The following is a 20,392-nucleotide window of genomic DNA, read 5'->3' on the forward strand; positions in this document are numbered from 1 at the left end:
AGTTCAGAATAAAACTTAGGAAAATATATTAATAATGGAAAATAACAATAAATTTATTTTGGAAACACGTTTATCTGCATTAGGAATTGAGTTTCCTTTTTTTATAGCTCCAATGGTAGGTTTGTCTCATGTGGCATTCCGTGAGCTTATTGCAAGCTATACACCTAAAAATATTTTTGCAATTAAATTTACCGAAATGCTTTCTACAAGAAGAATTCCTAACGAAAAATTAGAAACCACAAATGAGCTAAAAGTTGCTTTGGGCGAAAAATATTATATTCCGCAATTATTAGGAAATGAGGAGCGTTATTTAGCTCCAAGTATTTTAAAATTACTTGAACAAGATCCTTGGGGATTTGATATTAATATGGGTTGTACCGTTGCGCATACTCTAAAACACAATTGGGGTGTTCGGCTCATGGGTGATGAAAAGTATGCAAGTGATGTTGTAAAAATTGTAAAAAAATTTTCAACCAAGCCTGTTAGCGTGAAACTTCGCGGAGGAATATCAGAAAACGAAACTTTTGAGAGATTATTATCGTTTACTTCTTCACTCGAAAACGCGGGTGCCAATTTTATAACGATTCATGCAAGAACCAAAGAACAAAAGCATAGTGGAGACGCAAATTGGAGTTTAGTCAGTGATATTCGACGGAAACTTTCGATTCCTGTAGTGGCAAATGGCAATATTCAAACTGCTCAGGATGCTGTCAGTGTTCTTAAAAATTATGAAGTCGACGGTGTTATGATTGCGCGAGCTGCAACCGCACGCCCATGGATTTTATGGCAAATATCAGAATTATTAGGGTATGGACAGACACCAATTGGTTATGAAGGGAAGAAAGCGCCGCAATCTCCCGAAGAAGAAGGAGCTGAATATGCACAAGCATGTTTACGTTTTATCAAAATATTAACTCAATATTTTGATGATGAAAGTTACATTTTAGAAAAATTTAGATTTTTTGTTGCAACGGGCGCAAGATGGTTTTTATTTGGACATCATTTCTGGAAAATATCAATGAAATCTAAATCAGTGACAGAACTTTATAACAATGTACTTGAGTTTTCTCATAACTGTAATAATACAATGACTCAGCATATTAAAATGTTTTAAATAAAAAATTTTCTGTCAAAAAAACGTCATTTATAGGAAATTTTAATCAATACTTCAAGTGTCTTTTAGTGAAATAATAAGAAAGCTAAGAGGTATTTATGAAAAATTTTAAAAATTTCAATAAAAAAAATTTTGTAAAACTTGTGATTATCTGTTTATTTATTTTTAATACTTTGGCCTATTCTCAAACAAAATATTCGTCACCAGATCCCTTTTTAATAATTGGTGATGATAATGATATTTCATCTTCACAAGAAATTACAAACAAAATTTCTCAAATACAGAATCAAAATAAAGAATTAAGAGCAAAGGTAATATCTTTGCAGGATTTATTAATATCTAGGTTTAAAGATAGAATAGAAGTTAAAGTTGAAATAGAATCAAGACAAGAAAAAGGATTGCCGCAATTTGGATTTATTGAACTAAACGCCACAATCAATAATGTTCCAATTATTAACTATACAAAACCAATATTTTTTGAAAAAAATATGCGATTACCAATTTTTAATGGACCTCTTCCAAATGGAAGATATGAAATTAAAATTCAAGGTTTGGTAGGACAACAAAATAATAATTGGCCATACGTAATTCCTCAAGGAAAATGGTCGGTTGAAAAAAAAGTAATTATAGATGGTAATATGACTATTGGTGTTCATAATATTAAGCTTATTTTAAAACCAAAAAAAGAAAATGGCATTCCTGAGTTAGAAATAGAAAGTGAAGAGTCATTGGAGAAAAAATAGTGTTTTTATTATGGATTGTTCTATTAATAATAAATGTCATTTTTCACTATAATTCTTATTCACAAATTGTAAAAAATACAGAATTAACTAGCGATATATTTGAACTAGATCAAGATATTCGTTTTAATCAATGGAAAAAATTAAGAGAAATCGATTGGAAAATTGAAAATATAAAAACTCAAATAAGAGGCTTAACATTATTATCAAACATTCCTGATCCAGAAAGTAAAGAATATGAAAAACAAAAATTTCCATTAGGACTAAAAGGAGATCCAATTAGAGCTGAAATTAATTTATTAAAAGCTCAAGATCATTTATACTTAGGAAACCCAAACACAGCTATCAATATTATAGAAGAAGAGATAAAAAAAATAAATCCAAGAAGTCATAAAAATACAGTTTGGGCAAATAAAATATTATTTGAAGCAAATAGACAGCTAAAAATCCATGAAAAAACAACTGATATATGTTTGAAAATGCTAATTATTTCTAATAATGATAAAGAATTATTTACCGAAAAATGGAGACTCTCCTGTTCATTAGAATTTTTTTATGAAACTCAAAAAAGAAAAATGAGTAATCAAATAAATAATTTTAAAAATAACATAAATATTTGGAGTCAGTCACCTTTAATAAAAAGAGATTCTAAATACTATGCTTTAAGTTCTGCTTTAATTTCACTTTCTTTAATAGAAGCATATTCAGATCCAATGTTTTCTATAAATTATCTTGAAAATTCAATAAATATTACTAAATATAATAATGAATTTTTAGGAAAGTCATATTTAATTTTAGCGTTAATGTATTTTAAAATTAATCAAAAAGATAAGTATATATCAATATTAAGGATGCTGTCAAATGATTATCAAAAAACAAATAAAAATTTAAAAAAAGTAGAAAAAAATGATTACAATTACTTTCAAGCAAATTTGTGTTTAGCAAGGCTTTATGCTATTGATGAAAACTATGAAGAATCAAAATTTTATTATCAAAAAATTTTATCTATTAATTCTGAAGATATAAAAATTAAATTTAAAAATAAAAAGTATGTATTTAATATTGAATATGCCCATGTTTTGTATCAATTAAATAAATATGATGAAAGTGCTCTACAATACAAATATGCAATAAATACATTAGAAAGTAATTTAATAAAAAATAAAGATATTCATAAAAATAAAACTAACATATCAAAATTTATTTTGGCAAATATAATTTCTAAACAATCTGAAATAAACTATGAAAATGAAGGTTATTTAATTGATCTAATAAGTCAGACGGAAGCTGATATAAGATTTATAGATAGTATTATTAAAAATAATAATAAGACAGATGAATCAATTATTGAAAATATTTTTATGCTTGCAAGTTTATCAGAACAATACGGAATAAAAAGTGAAACAATTAGTCGATTTTTAGATTTTAAAAAAGCGTATTTTTATTTTGATAATGAAATAATGCAATTAAAAAATGAGCTAGCTAACTCACTCAAGTCTATTGATTATACTTATAGTGGTATAATTGAATCAAGGGCAATTTCATCATTAACGTATTTAGAACAAATAATTGACAATTTTAAAGAAATCTTATTTAGTATGGATAGTCTCGAGTATCAACTATGGAATTCTAAAAGTCCTGGAATAGAATTTGCAAAAAAAAATAGATTTGAATTATTAAAAAGACTCTACTCTATGGATGATGATATTAGTAACTTTAAAATTAAAACTGAAATTGAAAAAGAAACTTATAGACCAAATATCCCACATGTAATTGGAAAAACGGCAAACTCAGTGTATAATTTTGGAGCAGAACTTGCATCATTAAATTATTTGTTTTTTTTAAGTAGTTATAGAATTCCAGAAAAAAAGTACGATGAAGATATTTATTTACTTGAAAAAGGTTATTCAGAAAAAATTTATAATCATATTTATAATCAGTTAGTTGATTTAAGTATTAGAGATAGGTATCTAGAATTATCTAAGAGCTTAAAACCTGCTTCATTAAAAATTTTTGATTGAAACTCTGAAATTATTAAAAATACAATTAATGGTTTTTATAATTTGCACTATAAAAATAGAATAAAACCAGTTTCAAAAAATGATTTTGATTTTAATGAGGCAGTCAATGAATCATGGAGTGAATTAATAAATAGTTATAATCAGACTATAATGGCAGCTAAAAAAATTAAAAATAGAATGAATCAAGAAAGAAAAGAAATTTTGGAAAGTATAAATATTATAACAAATAAAATTAATAATGAACAAAAATTAATCAAAGTTGTAAAAGATAGTATAGTTAAAGAATATAATAAAAATATTAATGACTTAATAAATCAGATAAGGCCAAGACTAGTAGAATTTTATGATTATGTAAATATAACTTTATCTGTAAATAATAAGGCAAATTATGATTTAAGAATTGTAAGAGATAATGATATTAAAAGATCATCCGAAGAAAGAGAAAAATGGCTGAACTCATTAAGGCAGTCTGTAAAAATGGATTTAATAAGATGAAGAAAATTATATTTTTAATTATTATTATTTTTCATTTTAAAATTTATTGCAATGAAAAATTCTTTATACCAAATCTCTCGCATAAAAGTAAAAATAGATTTAATTCAAAAACAGAACAAGAAGAACAAGTAAAAGATGTATTTAAAGGAATTTTTGAATTACATTATGAAACATGGAAAGAGGAGTTTATTAGAGACTTGAATTTTAAAGCTCAGATTACGGATTTAGAAGAAGAGAAATTACTTCAAGATAGTAAAAAAATTCAAGAAGAAAAAATTAAAATTTCAATTGAAAATTTAAAGAAAATATATAATAAAAAAGAAAAAAATAATGCATTTTTTGAAGCAGCATACAAGCTTTCATTGTATTCATTTATGACAAAAATATTAGATGCAAATGAGTCAAGAAGTATTCTTGATGATTGCATTGAAAATTTTAAAGTAAATGATGAAAATAAAAAATTATTTATAAGAATTCATCTTCTTGCAGGCTATCTAGCCTTTCATTCAGAAAAATACGTGTTATCAAGTTCATACTATAAAGATATTATTAATTTAAAATTAAATCTTAAGAATTTGAAAGAAGAACTCGTAAGAGCATATATTGGTTTAGGTGATGCTGAATTTGAGCAATATAATTTTCAAAATTCTCTAAAATTTTATGAAAAAGGGTTTGATTTAGTAAAAAATATTGCAGAAAAGGACCAATATAAATATTTAAATTTTGTTGGTAATATAAATATTAGGTTGCTATGGGCTTCTTATAGAAACGCAAATTATCAAATTGCTGTTAACTATGCCTATAATTTATCAAGAGAGCATTTAAAATATAAAAAAATAATTTCTGAAAAAGTTTTTGAAGATATAATTAGAATTGGAGGAATTGCATTATTTGAGACGAGAGATATTAATAAATTTGATTTAATAGCATCTGACAAAGCATCTGGTGAAATTGGTAAAAAAATGATTGTTAAAGCATTTTATCAGCTTACAAGTTCAGGCCACGCAAATGAAGTGGAGAATATAGCTAAAATAATTGAAGATAAATTTAAATTTTCAAAATCACACTTAGATTTTATTGATGCAAGAATTGAAGCATTAAAATATATTCAAAATTTTGATAAATTAAATGAATTGGCTTATTATGCAACAGCGTATATTTCTATGGAATCAGTATGGAAAACTCGTCTTAGTTTATCAGAAAATGAAGAAGATAAAAGAAGAAATTTAATTTTTGAATATTCACTACCTTCAGCGCAGTATTTTTATAAATTAGGACAAACAACAAAATCTCTTTCTATGTACTTAAAAAGTGCAGAAATATATAACTCTCGTCTGCAAGAACATTTTGATGGTGATAAAAGAGAAGAATTACTACAGCTCTATGCTGATGCTCTTATGAAGGGAGAAGATTATGAAAATGCATTAAAAGTTGTGGAAGAGAGTTTTAAGTATACATTAAATATAGACTCTCTTAAAATTGCATGGTACCAGTTTGTATACATTTCTAGAAAGATTAGTGAGGATGAATTTAACTCACAGTCTGAAAAATATAAAAAATATGAAAATGCAGTAGATGGATTTATAGCTAACTTTCCAGATAATCCTCAAGCAAGATTAGCGTTATTTGAAAGCGCAAAACGTGCTGAAGTTTTAAAAGACTATAAAAATTCAAGAAATCGGTATGAAAAGATTCTTTCATTAAAACCCTTAGACTTGGCAATGTTTAATCTTGAGGAAAAATCAAAAACATGCTTTGCATTAGCAAATTTATATATAAAAATGAACACAGGAAGTGATGAAATTCCCATTGCAGCGGGAGCATTAGAGAAGTTTGTAAATATGAGTGTTGTTAACAATGAAGTAAAAGAATTTGTTTTAAATTCTAATTATAAAATCGCGTTATTATTTTCTTCAAATTTAAAAATTAAAGGAGAATTGCTTAATTCTGTAAATTTTCTTGAAAGCTGGGTCATTAATTTTATAAATAATCCAAATTCTGGAAATATAGCAGTCCTTGCGCTAGAAGATTTTTCTTCAATACAAAATTGGGAAAAAGTTTCATCTTTAAGTAATTATTTTATTAATAATAACTCAAAAAATAATAGAATTAATGAAGTGATGTATTGGAAAGCAAGAGCATACGATATGCAATTGCAGTTTTTAAATGCGGCTTCGCTTTATGATAAATCGTCCTTTAATAATACTAATTTTATTTCTGTTGATAAAAGATTGTACGCTTTAAAAAGAGCATTAGAAATATATAGCATATTTAATAAAGAGTCTGATGCTGCCAGATTGCTAGAAAGAATTGGAAAAATTAGTTTAATGCAAGAAAAGATTGATAATACTGAATTCTTAAATTATTTAATTAATTCAGCTGATAAATATTATAATTTAAAAAATTATTCTAAGTCAAATCTTATTTATAAAGATGTATTAAAAATTAAAAATATTGATAAGTATTCTTATAATAGGGCATTGTTTGGAGTATCTTTGTCTAATCTCCATTTGGTTAATAAATATAATTATAGTGTTATAGATAAAAATATTAATAAAATTTACATTGAAAATAATATAAAAAAAGATAATTTAATGGATAAAATAATATTTGATGTAATCGAAAAGTTAAACAATTTTGAGGACTATGTATTTAATAAAAATTATATTTCATTTAATAAAAAAATGAATAATAAAGATATTGATTTTATGTTAAATTCAATTAATAGATTAAAAAATAGGTTAAAACTTTTTAAAAATAAAGCAAATTTTATAGAAGTAATTAATAAATCAAATATTTTACTTGGAAAAATGTCCTCAATGTTGTCTGATTCATATTCTAAATATTATCAATTTTTGAAAAATGACAAGTTTTTAATTACAGCAAATATTTTAAATACAGATGCAAAAAAGTACTTTTACGATGCGCTAACAAATATTAGCAATGACATTGATAATCAAATTTTAATTTCAAGCTATCTTTCTAAATATGAAAACAGAGAGTTTAAAGTAATTCCTCAGCCATTAGTTCAAACAAGTCAAAATTCAGAGTTTATTTACGATTACTTATTTAATACATTTTTTAACAATAACACAAACTATAAAAAAGGAGTAGATGAATGAAACCTTTTTTTATAATTGTTGTTCTCACATATTGTTTTTTAGTGTCATGTGTTAATAGTAGAGAGAGTAAAAAAATATTAGGAAAAAACTCAACAAGTATTAATGCTGATTCTCAACTCTTAAGATTAAGTTATCAACCGGCTTTATTTTATTATCCAGATTCTAGTATTAGGTCACAAAGAAAAATGTTAAATGAAAATAATACTCCTCAAAGCATCATTGAGTATATGAAACCAAGAAAAGAAATTGATCAGTTATTAGAAAAAAATAGACTTGATTTTAGAATATTTCAATTTGAGCCTAACGAATCGAATATAATTTTTAATGCTCTGCAGTTTTTAAGGCAGGGTGATTATCAAAGTGTTATTGAAAAATCAAGATTAGTACTAAATGAATTGCAGGTTAATGATTCTTATTTGCCGATTGAAGCTTATTCTCTAAGTCCTTATAAAGAAGCTTCTTTATTGTTGGCATTAGCATATATTCAAACTGGAGATGAAATTGGAGCTGTGCAAATTTTAGAAAAGCTTGTAGAAAATTCTAAGAATTGGTCACCTATATATGTAGTGCTTTCTGAGTATTATTATAATAAAAAATATTATTTGTTATCTCTTGACGTGTCAAATCGAGGAGTCGATTTAGCAATTGATAAGAATCCTTATTTGTATATTTTACAAACAAAGTCAAATTTTGCTTTAGGAGATAAAAAAAATGCTAGAATTTCAATAAATCGAGGAGAGTTATTATTTCCAAATAATAATGAAATTATTTTATGGAAAGGAATTCTTGAACACTTTGAAGGAAATAATGAACAGTCTTGTCAATATTTTTTAGATTCATATTTTTTAGATAAAAAAAATCCATACTCTGCGCATAATTACTCTTATTGTTTAATTAAAGATAGCCAATTTGAAAAAGCGAACGAGGTATTAGAATTAGCCATTTCAAATTTTCCATCCAATGCTCACTTGTATTATTTAAAGGGTGTTTTAGAAAATAGTCGAGGTTCTTTTTCTGCTGCTCAAAAATCATGGCAAGCATACTTAAGTTTAATTGATGAAAATGATCCAAATTATAAAATAATTTATTTTAAACTTTCTCAAATGGTATATAGTAATAAATAGCAAAAAAAAATACTATATATTCTTGAATAGTAAATTTGTAGTTAAATTTTATTGACTTCTAGTTACATAATTTGTATATCTTTGGTTATAAGCGGTATAGTTTCGCTTTTAGTTAGGCTAGTTAATGCCAATTAGTTTTTTTGTAATAGTTTTTTGGTTTGCGGCGTTTTTCTGTTGCAAAGCGCACCTTGGAGGCATGTCTCATGGCTAAGAAGTTATATGTTGGAAACCTTCCTTTTAGTTGTACAGATACGGAGCTTTCACAAGCTTTTAATCAGTATGGTATTGTGACAAGCGCTCGTGTTGTTACAGATCGCGAAACTGGTCATAGCAAAGGATTTGGTTTTGTAGAAATGGAACAAGAGGATGATGCTCTCAAGGCTGTTGATAATTTAAATGGTAAACCTTTTATGGGTAGACCGTTGACTGTTAATGAAGCCCGTCCTCGTGAAGAGAGTAGACGAGATGGTGGTTATCATCGTCGTGGCTTTGAAGCTCGTGGATAGAGCTTTTATTTAGTATTTTAAAAGTATTCCTAATTTTTATTTTCTTAACATTCACTTAAGTAATCTACTCGCTCTTAATTACTTTATAAAACTCCACCTCATATTATGTAATTTTCTTATTTTGCTTAAGTGAAATTTTTTTTAGATGTATACTAAATAAATTTATTAAAAATTTTTGAATTTTAGATTGAATAAATGAGTAGATAAACCAAGGAAGTGATGGATAGTAATCATGAATTGCAACAATTGCCTTGTTTTCATGAGGGCACAAGCGAAATTCAAGTCTAGCATTAGAAAATTGTTTTTTAACAACTAATATCCCTCCAGTTATATAAAAAATTTGTCTGTCAACGCAACTTCTGGTATGAGATAATTCAATTGTTACTAAATTTATTCCTAATAATTGAAATTTTAATATATTCTCTTGTTCTTTATACATCACAATCATAAAAAATTTTTTTTGCAACCATTTTATATATTCGTCTCTGAGTTCATAAGAATTCCAGCCGGCTGGCAAATGAATTCTTTGAACAGTTCTTACTTTTTTTTCTTCTCTAATATTTTTTTTCTTAAAGGGTTTGGACTTATTTTCGTACTCTATTGCTCTTTGCAATGATTTTTCCAACTCAATAGGTTGCGGAATATACTTATTAAAAATGGTTTTATTACTTGCAATTAAATTATGTTTTAGAGTATCTATCAATGGTGAAATTGTAAAATAATCTGCACCAGTAATTATATAAACACATAATTTAGAAAATGCTAAAGAAAAAAATGGAACTGTTATAATAGTTCTTTTTTTATTCATAATTTTTGAAATTCTAAGCATCAAAGAGTTGTATGAAATGATCTCAGAGCCATGAACATCAATGCTTTTATTGTAAACTTCGCAATTCCCAACACAATTTTCAATAAAATTTACAACATCGATAATATCTATTGGTTGTGATAAAGAGTTAGTCCACTTTGGAGTCGCCATAATTGGTAGTCTTTTTACCAAGCTGTGAACTATCTGAAATGAACTTCCGCCAGGTCCAATAATCATAGCAGCCCTAATACAAGTGAGCGCGATTTCATTGCATGACAAAATTTTTTCAACTTCTTTTCTGCTTTTTAGATGTTTAGATATATTTTCTTCGTCATTCGGTAAAATTCCACCAATATAAATAATTTGTTTTATCTTATTTTGCTTTGCTGCTCTGCGAACATTATCTGCAATGATTAAATCAAAATCTACAAAATTATTTTGTGAGAATTTTGATTGCTTGCACATTGAGTGAATTAAATACAATAAATAATCACAGTTTTTCAAGGCATTTTCTGTGTCTTTTAAACTAAATAAATCACACTTAACCCATTCAATATTCGCATTTTTTTCTATATTATTTGGAATTACTCTTGATAATGCTTTAATGTAAAATTTTTTTGATAATTCGTTAATTGCATGTTTTCCAATAAATCCATTTGCTCCAGTAATTGCAATGCAAGGTTTTTTCATATTGTTACCTCATTACATTTTTGTATTAGTGCAAATAAATATTTCAACTCATCTTAATCTTTTTAAAAATAATAATATATATCATAGAATTATTATTTTTACCATTCTTATAAGATTTTGTTTCACTTGCGTTTAGTTTGAATTTTTTGTCAATTAGTGATAAATTAAAATGTCAAATTATTATACTATATTCACTCAGGAGATTATAAAATTAAAGTAGCTGTTATTGGATCTGGTATTGGCGGTTTAACTGTTGCATCGTTGTTGGCAAAAGAAAATTTTACTGTTGATTTATATGAGCAAAATAGTAAATGCGGTGGTAAAATGTTTTGCTATACAAATGACGATGGACTTATTTGGGATACTGGTCCAACATTAATATCTCTTCCAAATGAAATAAGAAATACGTTTTCTTATTTACAAGTTTCATCTCCTGAGATGTATTCAATACATACAGGATGTCGAGTATTATTTTCTGATGGATCTGATTGGATACTTCCAAATGGTAAAGAAAAATTAATTAAATATTTTACTGACAATAAAATTTGTAAATTTAACGAATTTGAAAAATTAATGGAAACATCTGAAAAATTTTTTGATTTTGCAGAAAAATACATTTTTGATGATGATCCGCCAAAAATTTTGAATTTAGGTTTTAATTCTTTAAAGTCAGGAATTTTATTTAGAAACCCAAAAATTAGTTTGATGCCGTATTCAAAATTAGTTGATAAGTATATATCAAATTCTAATTTAAGGGAGTTTTTATACCATTTTTCTAGCTATGTTGGAATGAATCCTGATTTAGCACAAGCTGGAATTATAAGTATTGCTCATGTAGAGCTTAATTCTGAGGTTGTGTTTCCCAAAGGCGGTGTCTATTCAATTGCAAGGTGTTTAATTGGTGCTGCTGATAAATTGAATATTAGAATTTTTACAAATTCAGAAGTAGTAAATGCAACCCCAATTTTAAATGAAATTAATATGCATGCATGGAATCTAACAATTAGTAAGAATTCACTAATTAACAATGAAGTTTATGATCTGGTTGTTTCTAATTGTGACCCTTATGTCTCTTCTGAAACATGGTTGAATAATAATAAAATAAAAAATAACTTTGAGAATAATATAAAAAGTAACAAAATGCGAGCATCTGAAAGTCAATTTGTAATTTTATTTGATTGGGAAAACCATGTTCCAATTTCACACCATTTAAAGATATTTCCGAAGAGTTGGAGAAAAAGTTTTATTGATGTTTGTGAAAAACTTGAAATACCTGAAGATCCTTGCATTTACCTAGTGTGGCCACATGCAACAGATAGTTCGGTTTCTCCTAGAATTTTATTTATATCGGCAATGGCTCCAAATAATTTGTCAGGCATTACGTGGAGCGAAGAATTTTCTCAAAATTATGCAGAAAAAATTTTAAATATTTGCAGAAAAAGATTAAAGTTGTCTTTTGAAGGAAAAATATTTAAAATAGTCACGCCGTTTGAATTAGAAAAAAGAGCAAAGAGTTATAAAGGAGGAATATATAGTGCAACGTATTCTAAGTTTAATCCAACAGGATTTCACTTTTCTGGTTTAACAGAGTTTCAAAATTTGTATTTTGTTGGTGCAGGAGTTCATCCTGGAGCGGGAGTGTCAATGGTCATGAAGTCTGCAAGACGCATTGCACAACATATCATACAAAAATTTAAATATAGGATTTGATGATATGATAGAGCTTAAAATTATTGCATGTTTTTTTCTTTTTATATTTTTGATCATCGCTACTTTTGATGGTTTGTATTTTCATTTGTATAAATATCGATTATTCTTACATGCGAATTCAAAAAAAGAACATTTTCTTCACACTCTTAATAGCTTACTGTTTCCGTTTACAATTTTATTTTTGTTTGATGATCATTTTAAAGGAATTTTTTTGTGGATTGGTCTGTTTTTATTTTTTGTAACATTATTGGTTGAGTTTTTTGATGTATTTGAAGAAAAATTTAGTAGAAATAATTTAGGCGGATTAACAAGTTTAGAATATGCATTGCATTTTGCAATGTCTGGATTAAGAGCTACATATACATCTTTAATAATTGTTTCAAAGCCTTTAGAAAATTGGTCTTTAGGTTCGAGTTTTTCTAGTGTAGGTTTTTTTGAAAATAAAATCGAATATTTTTTTATTTATCCAGTATTTTTAATAGGAATTTTTGTTTTTATGATTCACGTGTACTTTATATTTTATAAAGAAAAAAAATTTAATGAGACATAATAATATGAAAAATCACTTGCAAGATATGTTTATAAGTGATTTTAATTTCATAACAAAAGCCATTCATGATTTTGTTAAATTAAAATTGCCTCAGTTTATAAAATATGAAAATCCATATATTTTTAATATATTAGAAAAAAAATTATTAGATATTTCTTCAGAGGCAATTTCCTCTAATGCAAAGCGATTGCGCCCCTTAATTTGTATTTGGGTTTTAAGAAACTATTATTTATCTGGAGATTTTTCGACCCATTTAAGCGACTTAAGTTCTGAGAAAGCAAAAATTGTAAATAAAATACTTAATATAGCTATTATTATTGAAATACTGCATAGTGCTAGTTTAGTTATTGATGATATAGAAGATGGTAGTTTAGAAAGACGAGGCAAAAAATCCATGCATGTGCAATATGGAATGCCTCATGCATTAAACTGCGCAAATTGGATGTATTTTTTAGTATTTAAAATGCTACCAAAAAATTTAGTTGAACTTTGTTATTCGACACTATTTGACTGTCATATTGGGCAAGCATTAGATTTAAATAGTAACAATTTTGGTGATAATGCTGAGATGTTTTTAAATAATTCAGAGAATCGATGGACTTATTATAATAAATGTGCTGAACTAAAAACCTCAAGATTAATTATTTTTTCTTTTGATTGTTTAAAAGAAATTCTTAATTTAAATGATGATTTGTTATTTAAACTAAAAAAAATATTTATGGAATATGGAGTTATTTATCAAATTTTTGATGATATAAAAAATCTTATTCCAGATATTAGTTTTGGAAAAATTTATGAAGATTTGAATTACGGTATTCGCAGTTCTGTTGTTTTAACATTTCTTGATATTTTGTCTGAGCAAAATAGTCAAGAAGCATTAAAAGTTCTTTTTTCTAAAAATTTTAAAAAATATTTTCTTGAACATGAAAAAAGAAACTTAGCGATTATATCATGCTATAATAATGCTAAGAATATGTTAAGTTTAAATTCAAATTCTTTATATTCTTTATGTTTATGTGACAAATCTAAGGATTATTTATCAAAAATTATTGAGAATCCTTTTAACAATATTAATATAAATTCCGCAATAAATCCTTGTAAATATACTCATAACCTTCAAGAAGAAATTATTTATGAATGAAAATTTGCAAATATCAGATGCTGACATATTAAAAATTGGTGATATGGAACCTATTATATTTTCTGAATTTATGAATGATATTGAATATGAATGGTTTTATCTGGAAATAGTAAAAGATGAATTTCAGATTGTTTGTATATTTAGTATCAAAGACCCTTTTCAAAATAATAAAAAGAATAAAAATAAAGCATCTGTTTATCTAACCTGGTTTCAAGATAATTCTTTGGTAGCATATTCATATTCTTTTTATAATAGTGATATAGAGGAATTTTTTTATAAAAATTTATCCAGTTGGATCAATAATAAAACTAACGAACTAGAATTATGGATTCCTGACTACACTTTATCAAGTTATATACATTTAGTTATTGAAAGTCCAATTAGTTCATGTTGTAAAATTAATACAAGTAAAAGCAATAAATTTAATGATAAAAAGCATTACTGGCAATTTTTAAAATTTAACAATGATTGTAAAGGTTATATTGAAAAAATTCATGTTTCTAAAGATTTTAGATTAAATGAATATTTAAATAGAGGTTCAAGATTTTATGATGCATTACTGAGATTAAAATTGAAAGATAAATTATCAAGTAAAAAAATATTAAATGGAGCTCAAATATATATTGATCATAATGCAGGAATAGAGCCATTGTATTTAATGAAGAAAAATTGGTTTTGGTGGCATGCAGGAAATTCATCTAATTTTGAAGTGTGCTACTATTTCCCTCATTGCAAATCTATGTATTATATTTCTGGAGATTTAAATAACTCCAAATCAGAAATTTTATCTTTTGATAATAATAAAATTACAGTTAGAAAATCAATGTCTTTTTTTGGAGTATTTTATCCTAAAAAATTAAAATCGCCTAAATTCAGTATAATTAATTATAAAATGTACTTAGAATCAGCACCTTTTTATATAAGATGCAAAAGTCTTGAGAGTTATGGTTCAACACTTGAAGTAATGAATCCAAAAAGAATATTAAAAAAATTTAATCAATTACTTTTAATGTCAAGAAAAATTTATATTAAAAAAAATATTAAAAATATATCTGATATTTCAGGAAAATTTTCTTTTAATGAAATTTGTTCTTTAGTTACAAAATTAAATGGAAAATCATTTTATGCATCTTCGTTTATTTTAAATAAGTTTGAAAGAATAAATTCTTATTTTATTTACACTGTTTGTAGGCTAATTGATGACGCTACAGACGAAATAAAATTATTTAATTTAAATAAACAAAATGGCGTCTTGTTTTCCAAAAAATTTCTGAGTGTATTATGGGATAATGATTTTATCCCCCAAAATTTAAGTAGAGAATTTTTAAATAGTTTAAGATTTAATCTTCTGCACTGTACAAATTATGTAATTGATAATCAGTCTTTAATTAATTTTATTATAAAATCTCGCGATACTATCAAGAGCTTAAATATTGAGAAAAAGTATTTTGAAGAGCTGATTGCTGGGCAGAATATGGATGAAAATTTTTCGCAACCAAAAAATTTGAATGATCTTAATATTTATTGCTTTCGTGTTGCTGGCGTTGTTGGTATTTTAATGGCAAAAATATTTAAAACACCAAATACTAGTAATGCATATATTGCAGCTGAAAAACTTGGAATTGCAATGCAGATCACAAATATTTTAAGAGATATAAAAGAGGACTTTGAAAAAAATAGAATTTATATTCCAATTTCATTGCTTGATAAATTTGGTGTTAATGATTCTCTTTTTAATTTAAAATTTGATTTAAGTTCTATTAATAAAAATTTTTTAAATGTAATAGATGACCTAGCACAGTATGCAATTTTATGTTATAAAGATGCTTATGATGGAATTAAATTTATTCCAGATTTTCGATCTCGTTTATGTGTTAAGCTGATGATAGCTATTTATGGTTCAATACTCGGAAAAATTCTGATCAATAAAATGATTGTATTTAAAAAAAGAGTTTTTGTTTCAAAATTTAATAAAATTACTATTTGCTTAAAAGTTATCTTAGGATTTCATCCTTTAAGAGTTGCTAATCTAAATGGAGAAAAAAATTTATATGAAAAAATTTGATGTTGTAGTTGTTGGCGCAGGATTTGGAGGATTATCGTGCGCATTAACTCTACAAAGCATGGGTTTAAAAGTCGCGTTGGTCGAGGCTCTAGATAAAATTGGCGGTCGTGCTTATGTTGAATGCAAGCAAGATTTTAAATTTGATCGCGGACCGACAATTATTACTGCTCCATTTTTAATTGATGATATCTTTTCGATGTCAGGTGCGAATAGAGCCGATTATTGTGAGTTTATACCTGTTGATCCATTTTATAAAGTGATTTTTGATGATGGTACCAGTATTTCGCATTATAACTCAGAAGAAAAATTTTATAATGAAATTCTTAATGTTAGTGCAGATGATTTGCAGGGTGTGAAAAATTTTTTTTTGCATGCAGAAAAAATTTTTCAAAAGGGATTTATTGAGTTAGGTGATAAAAATTTTTCTGGATTGATAAGTATGTTGGGTGTGGCTCCACAATTGCTAAAGTTGCACGCCATTCGTCCTGTGTATTCTATGGTATCCAAATATGTAAAAAACGAAAAAATAAAACAGTTTTTAAGTTTTCACCCTTTGCTAATTGGTGGCAGTCCTTTTCGTGCATCTGCTGTGTACAGTTTGATTAATAAATTGGAAAGAGCCTATGGCGTATATCATGCTGTCGGAGGAATGCACAAACTTGCAGAAGCATTTCGCAAACGTTTTGAAGAGCTAGGCGGAGAAGTATTTTTATCATCGCCAGTTTCTGCTGTCGATAAATTGCCTTCTGGGTTATTTGAAATACAAACTCCTAATCAAGTTTTTTATTCTGAGAGAATAGTTGCAAATGCAGATATGCATCGTTTTGTGAAAACTGTGTTGAGGGGTGATGCCTATCCCAAAAAATTGTCAAAAAAATTAGAGAAAGCAGATCTTAGTATGTCTGCATTCTTATTGTATTTAGGCACAAATAAACAATGGCCAAATATGTGTCAACATTCAATAATACTTGGACCAAGATATAAAGAACTGATTCATGATATTTTTATTAAAAAAATTGAATTTGAAGATTTTAGTCTTTACCTTCATATCCCAACTCGCTCTGATGCGTCTTTAGCTCCACAAGGAGGGGAAGTTATTTATGCGTTGGTGCCAGTAGCAAATCTTAATAGTAATACCAATTGGGATGAGTACAAATTGACAATGGCAGAGCGCGTAAAATCTTTTTTAGAAGAGCGTTTTATGCCTGGGTTAAGATCTTCAATTGTAGTTGAAAGTGTATTTACTCCTAAAGATTTTGATTTAACTTTAAGAAGTCATTTAGGCAATGCTTTTGGTTTAGAGCCTTGGATTTTGCAAAGCGCAGGGTTTAGGCCGTCAAACGTATCGTCAGAAGTAGATGGTCTTTATTTTGTTGGTGCCAACACTCAGCCAGGAGCTGGCTTACCAGGCGTTATTTTAAGTTCACGAATCACTTGTAGACTACTTGCCAATGATATGGGTTCTATAAAAATGCCTTCTTTGTTAAGTAAACTTCCTACGGCATTTAATTATGTTAATAACAATTAGTATGTGATTTATCTTTTTAAGGATACGAATATTATTATGAAATTAAGTTCTTGTCCTATATGTTCGAATAATAAATCAGAGTTTCAAATAGCAACCTCTGCACACCTTTCAAATGTGCAGCAACAGTTTGAGTTTAGAAAATGTTTGTTCTGCACAACAATTTTTTTAGCAAATCCACCAGATGATTCACAGATAAAATTATTTTATGAAAATGATTATTTGCCTTATGGTTCTTCAGATTATTGGGGTAAATACTCTCGGTTTGTAAATCTATGGCAAAAAAAGCTTGATCGTAAAAGAATGAATTTAGTACTTAAGTATTATAAAGTAAAAAATTCTTCTACAAAAGTTTTAGACTTTGGTTGTGGATGTCCAACATTTTTAGAGTTGCTTGAAAAAAATAAGGAATTTCAATGTTTTGGTTATGACTTTTCTGATAATGGTTGGAAAAATCAATTGCAAAGATTTAAAAAAATAAAACTATTTTTTGGGGAGTTTAATCAGTTATTCGATGCAGGTCCATTTAATATTATAACTCTTTGGCATAGTTTGGAGCATCATTTTCAACCACAGCAGTTATTGAATAATCTTTATAATTCTGCTGATTCTGATGCGCTTCTTATAATAGAAGTTCCTAATTTTAATTCTATTTTAAGAAAATTGCAAAAAAAATATTGGGCTGGTTACCATACGCCGAGGCATAGTGTCGTATTTGATTCTAATACTATTTCGTATCTGTTAGAAAAATCAGGATGGAAAATTATTAAAATCAAAAAATATGGCACTTTAGATAGTTTTACAATGTGGTGGCTAGGATTTTTTGAAAAAAATAGAGAGAAAAAGACTAGAAATTTATCAATAAATACTATTTTTTTGCATTTATTATTTTTTAAAATATTGTTATTTCCATTGTTTATGTTAGAAAAAATTTTGGGTTTTGGTGTCATGATAGTAATTTGTAGAAAAATTTAACTTTAAATGATTTGGATTTATTTAAAATGAATAAGACAAAAATTTCCGCGGTTTGCAAGGGGTTGGTTTTTAATAATTCAAGCTTTGTGTTTAGTTCTATTTTATATGTTATAAGTATTTTAATTATTTTTTATAATGTAAATAACTCAATATTGGATAATTTATTTTTTTCAATAATTTTATCTTTCTTCGCAACTTTTTTTATAAATAAATTATTATTATTATACAATATTAAGTTTCGACTTTTTTTAAATTATTTTTTGCCAATTGCAATTGGTGCTATTTATTATTTTGCAACAAAAAATTATTATACAAGCAATAAATATCTTTTTTTTGGGGGCTTAATTTTTGTTTTTTTGTTATTAAGTAATTTATTTGAATATCTTAATTTTAAAAACAATTTAAGTTATATTTATAAGAAATTATTATTTTTGCAGAATTTGTTGTTTTCTTTTTTAATTTCAGGAGTTATTTTTTTAGGTATTTTTATTTCATTAGGTTCGATTGAGCATTTATTTGATTTTAATTTTTTTAATGATAAAATTGCCAGGTTTCTTTTTTCTACATTTTTATATGTTAGTGTTTTAATATTTATTGTTTTATCTTCTTTTGTGCAAAAATATAACAAATATTTATTAAAATATTTAAATTTTTCTATTGTTTATTTAATATCTCCGCTGCTCTTAATTTATACAACTATTTTGTATATTTATTTTATTAAGATTATTAAAGAATGGCAATTGCCCAATGGTGAAGTTGCATGGATGGTTACCACACTATGCGTTTTTTCCTTATTGAGTGTGGTATATTTGAAATCTATAAAATTTACAGATAAATACAATTATTTGAGAGTTTATGTTAAGTATTTTCCTTTTTTATTATTGCCACTTCTCGTCTTACTTTTTTTAAGTGTCTTTGTTAGAATTGAATTTTATGGTATAACAGAACACAGGTATTTTCTTTGTTTATTTGCAACCTGGTTTTTATTTTCTTTTATTTATATTGGTTTTATAAAAGACTTTAAAATTAAAGCACTTATTAGTTCTTTATTATTTTTATTTGCGTTATCACTTATTAGTCCTTGGAATGCATTTAGAATATCTAAAAACAGTCAGCAAGAACGTTTGCAAAATGTGTTATCTAAAAATCAAATATCAATTAAACAAAATAAAGTACAAACTGCTCATAAATTAAGTCAGCAAGATTTAATTCTTTTAAGTTCAGTCTTTGATTACCTCATCAAGAATCATGGTATTGAAACCTTAAATTTTATATTTGATGAGACAGCCTTGTCTGATTATATGCAACAATATAAAAAACAAAATTTTTTTGAAGAGCATTTGATATCAGAAGCAATGATGAAGACATTAAACCTCAGGTATGTTCCTCAGTATTTGAGAAATAAAAAAGAAGCAAATTTTTACTGGAATTTAGAAAGTAATTTTAGCAAGCTGAATATTGCGGGATCAAAAAGTTTTGCACCGTTTGATTTTTATTCAAACTCTAAAAGTATTAAATATGAGCAACTTGAACTCTCTTTTGATGAAGCGCTATTTCAACTTGTCATTAAAAATGACAATACAGTTTTAGGTCAAATTTCTCTAAAAGAATTAACACAAAAAGCAAGTCAATATAAGTCTGAAGATAATAAAAACTTTATACCATCAGATGTTATGCTAATTGATTTTAATAAAAATAAATTTCATATTAAGATATGGATTCAAAACCTCGTCAGCACCCAAACTGGGGACAATTTTAAAGAATCAGAAATAAATGGTATTGTCTTTTTCTATTAAGATTTCTAGG

At 26.4% G+C, this 20,392-nt stretch carries 15 protein-coding genes; 14 read left to right on the forward strand and 1 reads right to left on the reverse strand.

The genetic code is table 11. The annotated features are described in order from the left end of the window. Positions 1–34: 34 nt before the first annotated feature. From Spiro2_RS01120 to Spiro2_RS01150, 7 genes are all read left to right on the forward strand, one after another. Positions 35–1,114 (forward strand): tRNA dihydrouridine synthase, encoded by a 1,080-nt coding sequence (locus tag Spiro2_RS01120; protein WP_338636486.1) that lies wholly within the window; start codon positions 35–37, stop codon positions 1,112–1,114. Positions 1,115–1,212: 98 nt separating this feature from the next. Beyond that, a complete protein-coding gene (locus tag Spiro2_RS01125; protein ID WP_338636487.1) occupies positions 1,213–1,857 on the forward strand; it encodes a hypothetical protein in 645 nt (214 codons plus the stop codon). After that, on the forward strand, positions 1,857–3,875 hold the full coding sequence (locus tag Spiro2_RS01130; protein WP_338636488.1) for a hypothetical protein: 2,019 nt from the start codon (positions 1,857–1,859) through the stop codon (positions 3,873–3,875). The genes Spiro2_RS01125 and Spiro2_RS01130 overlap by 1 nt, the downstream gene beginning before the upstream one ends. 42 nt (positions 3,876–3,917) lie before the next feature. Further along, positions 3,918–4,370, forward strand: coding sequence for a hypothetical protein (locus tag Spiro2_RS01135; RefSeq protein WP_338636490.1), 453 nt, complete (start codon positions 3,918–3,920; stop codon positions 4,368–4,370). After that, on the forward strand, positions 4,367–7,492 hold the full coding sequence (locus Spiro2_RS01140; RefSeq protein WP_338636491.1) for a hypothetical protein: 3,126 nt from the start codon (positions 4,367–4,369) through the stop codon (positions 7,490–7,492). Before Spiro2_RS01135 ends, Spiro2_RS01140 begins: the two co-directional genes overlap by 4 nt. Further along, entirely contained in the window at positions 7,489–8,616 is a 1,128-nt protein-coding gene (locus Spiro2_RS01145) for a tetratricopeptide repeat protein (RefSeq protein WP_338636492.1), read from the forward strand. Before Spiro2_RS01140 ends, Spiro2_RS01145 begins: the two co-directional genes overlap by 4 nt. A 203-nt stretch (positions 8,617–8,819) precedes the next feature. Then, positions 8,820–9,122: an RNA recognition motif domain-containing protein gene (locus tag Spiro2_RS01150; RefSeq protein ID WP_338636493.1), complete on the forward strand. Its 303-nt coding sequence runs from the start codon at positions 8,820–8,822 to the stop codon at positions 9,120–9,122. A gap of 103 nt (positions 9,123–9,225) precedes the next feature. Here the strand turns inward: Spiro2_RS01150 and Spiro2_RS01155 are convergent, their stop codons facing one another. Beyond that, positions 9,226–10,620: an NAD(P)H-binding protein gene (locus tag Spiro2_RS01155; RefSeq protein ID WP_338636494.1), complete on the reverse strand. Its 1,395-nt coding sequence runs from the start codon at positions 10,618–10,620 to the stop codon at positions 9,226–9,228. A 225-nt stretch (positions 10,621–10,845) separates the two neighbouring features. On the opposite strand from Spiro2_RS01155, the gene Spiro2_RS01160 reads away from it, so the two are divergent. Genes Spiro2_RS01160 through Spiro2_RS01190 form a run of 7 tightly spaced genes read left to right on the forward strand, consistent with a single transcriptional unit; the run spans position 10,846 to position 20,382 of the window. Next, positions 10,846–12,330, forward strand: coding sequence for a phytoene desaturase family protein (locus Spiro2_RS01160; RefSeq protein WP_338637742.1), 1,485 nt, complete (start codon positions 10,846–10,848; stop codon positions 12,328–12,330). A gap of 4 nt (positions 12,331–12,334) precedes the next feature. Beyond that, positions 12,335–12,880: a hypothetical protein gene (locus tag Spiro2_RS01165; protein WP_338636496.1), complete on the forward strand. Its 546-nt coding sequence runs from the start codon at positions 12,335–12,337 to the stop codon at positions 12,878–12,880. A gap of 4 nt (positions 12,881–12,884) precedes the next feature. Then, positions 12,885–14,021 (forward strand): polyprenyl synthetase family protein, encoded by a 1,137-nt coding sequence (locus tag Spiro2_RS01170; RefSeq protein ID WP_338636498.1) that lies wholly within the window; start codon positions 12,885–12,887, stop codon positions 14,019–14,021. Continuing rightward, on the forward strand, positions 14,014–16,086 hold the full coding sequence (locus Spiro2_RS01175) for a phytoene/squalene synthase family protein (RefSeq protein WP_338636499.1): 2,073 nt from the start codon (positions 14,014–14,016) through the stop codon (positions 16,084–16,086). Before Spiro2_RS01170 ends, Spiro2_RS01175 begins: the two co-directional genes overlap by 8 nt. Further along, the gene (locus Spiro2_RS01180) at positions 16,073–17,614 is read left to right on the forward strand and encodes a phytoene desaturase family protein (RefSeq protein ID WP_338636500.1); all 1,542 of its coding nucleotides are present in this window, start codon (positions 16,073–16,075) and stop codon (positions 17,612–17,614) included. Before Spiro2_RS01175 ends, Spiro2_RS01180 begins: the two co-directional genes overlap by 14 nt. A 36-nt stretch (positions 17,615–17,650) precedes the next feature. Beyond that, on the forward strand, positions 17,651–18,586 hold the full coding sequence (locus Spiro2_RS01185) for a class I SAM-dependent methyltransferase (RefSeq protein ID WP_338636501.1): 936 nt from the start codon (positions 17,651–17,653) through the stop codon (positions 18,584–18,586). A gap of 26 nt (positions 18,587–18,612) precedes the next feature. Continuing rightward, on the forward strand, positions 18,613–20,382 hold the full coding sequence (locus Spiro2_RS01190; protein WP_338636502.1) for a DUF4153 domain-containing protein: 1,770 nt from the start codon (positions 18,613–18,615) through the stop codon (positions 20,380–20,382). The last annotated feature ends 10 nt before the right edge of the window (positions 20,383–20,392 follow it).

The sequence above is a fragment of the Spirobacillus cienkowskii genome (genome assembly GCF_037081835.1).
Lineage (GTDB): Bacteria > Bdellovibrionota_B > Oligoflexia > Silvanigrellales > Silvanigrellaceae > Silvanigrella > Silvanigrella cienkowskii.

Excerpts from the sequence above, each read along its gene's own strand:
- Spiro2_RS01125 (WP_338636487.1), top strand. The coding sequence starts at position 1,213 with ATGAAAAATTTTAAAAATTTCAATAAAAAAAATTTTGTAAAACTTGTG.
- Spiro2_RS01190 (WP_338636502.1), top strand. The coding sequence starts at position 18,613 with ATGAATAAGACAAAAATTTCCGCGGTTTGCAAGGGGTTGGTTTTTAAT.
- Spiro2_RS01170 (WP_338636498.1), top strand. The coding sequence starts at position 12,885 with ATGAAAAATCACTTGCAAGATATGTTTATAAGTGATTTTAATTTCATA.
- Spiro2_RS01155 (WP_338636494.1), bottom strand. The coding sequence starts at position 10,620 with ATGAAAAAACCTTGCATTGCAATTACTGGAGCAAATGGATTTATTGGA.
- Spiro2_RS01185 (WP_338636501.1), top strand. The coding sequence starts at position 17,651 with ATGAAATTAAGTTCTTGTCCTATATGTTCGAATAATAAATCAGAGTTT.
- Spiro2_RS01180 (WP_338636500.1), top strand. The coding sequence starts at position 16,073 with ATGAAAAAATTTGATGTTGTAGTTGTTGGCGCAGGATTTGGAGGATTA.
- Spiro2_RS01150 (WP_338636493.1), top strand. The coding sequence starts at position 8,820 with ATGGCTAAGAAGTTATATGTTGGAAACCTTCCTTTTAGTTGTACAGAT.
- Spiro2_RS01120 (WP_338636486.1), top strand. The coding sequence starts at position 35 with ATGGAAAATAACAATAAATTTATTTTGGAAACACGTTTATCTGCATTA.
- Spiro2_RS01140 (WP_338636491.1), top strand. The coding sequence starts at position 4,367 with ATGAAGAAAATTATATTTTTAATTATTATTATTTTTCATTTTAAAATT.
- Spiro2_RS01165 (WP_338636496.1), top strand. The coding sequence starts at position 12,335 with ATGATAGAGCTTAAAATTATTGCATGTTTTTTTCTTTTTATATTTTTG.
- Spiro2_RS01175 (WP_338636499.1), top strand. The coding sequence starts at position 14,014 with ATGAATGAAAATTTGCAAATATCAGATGCTGACATATTAAAAATTGGT.
- Spiro2_RS01145 (WP_338636492.1), top strand. The coding sequence starts at position 7,489 with ATGAAACCTTTTTTTATAATTGTTGTTCTCACATATTGTTTTTTAGTG.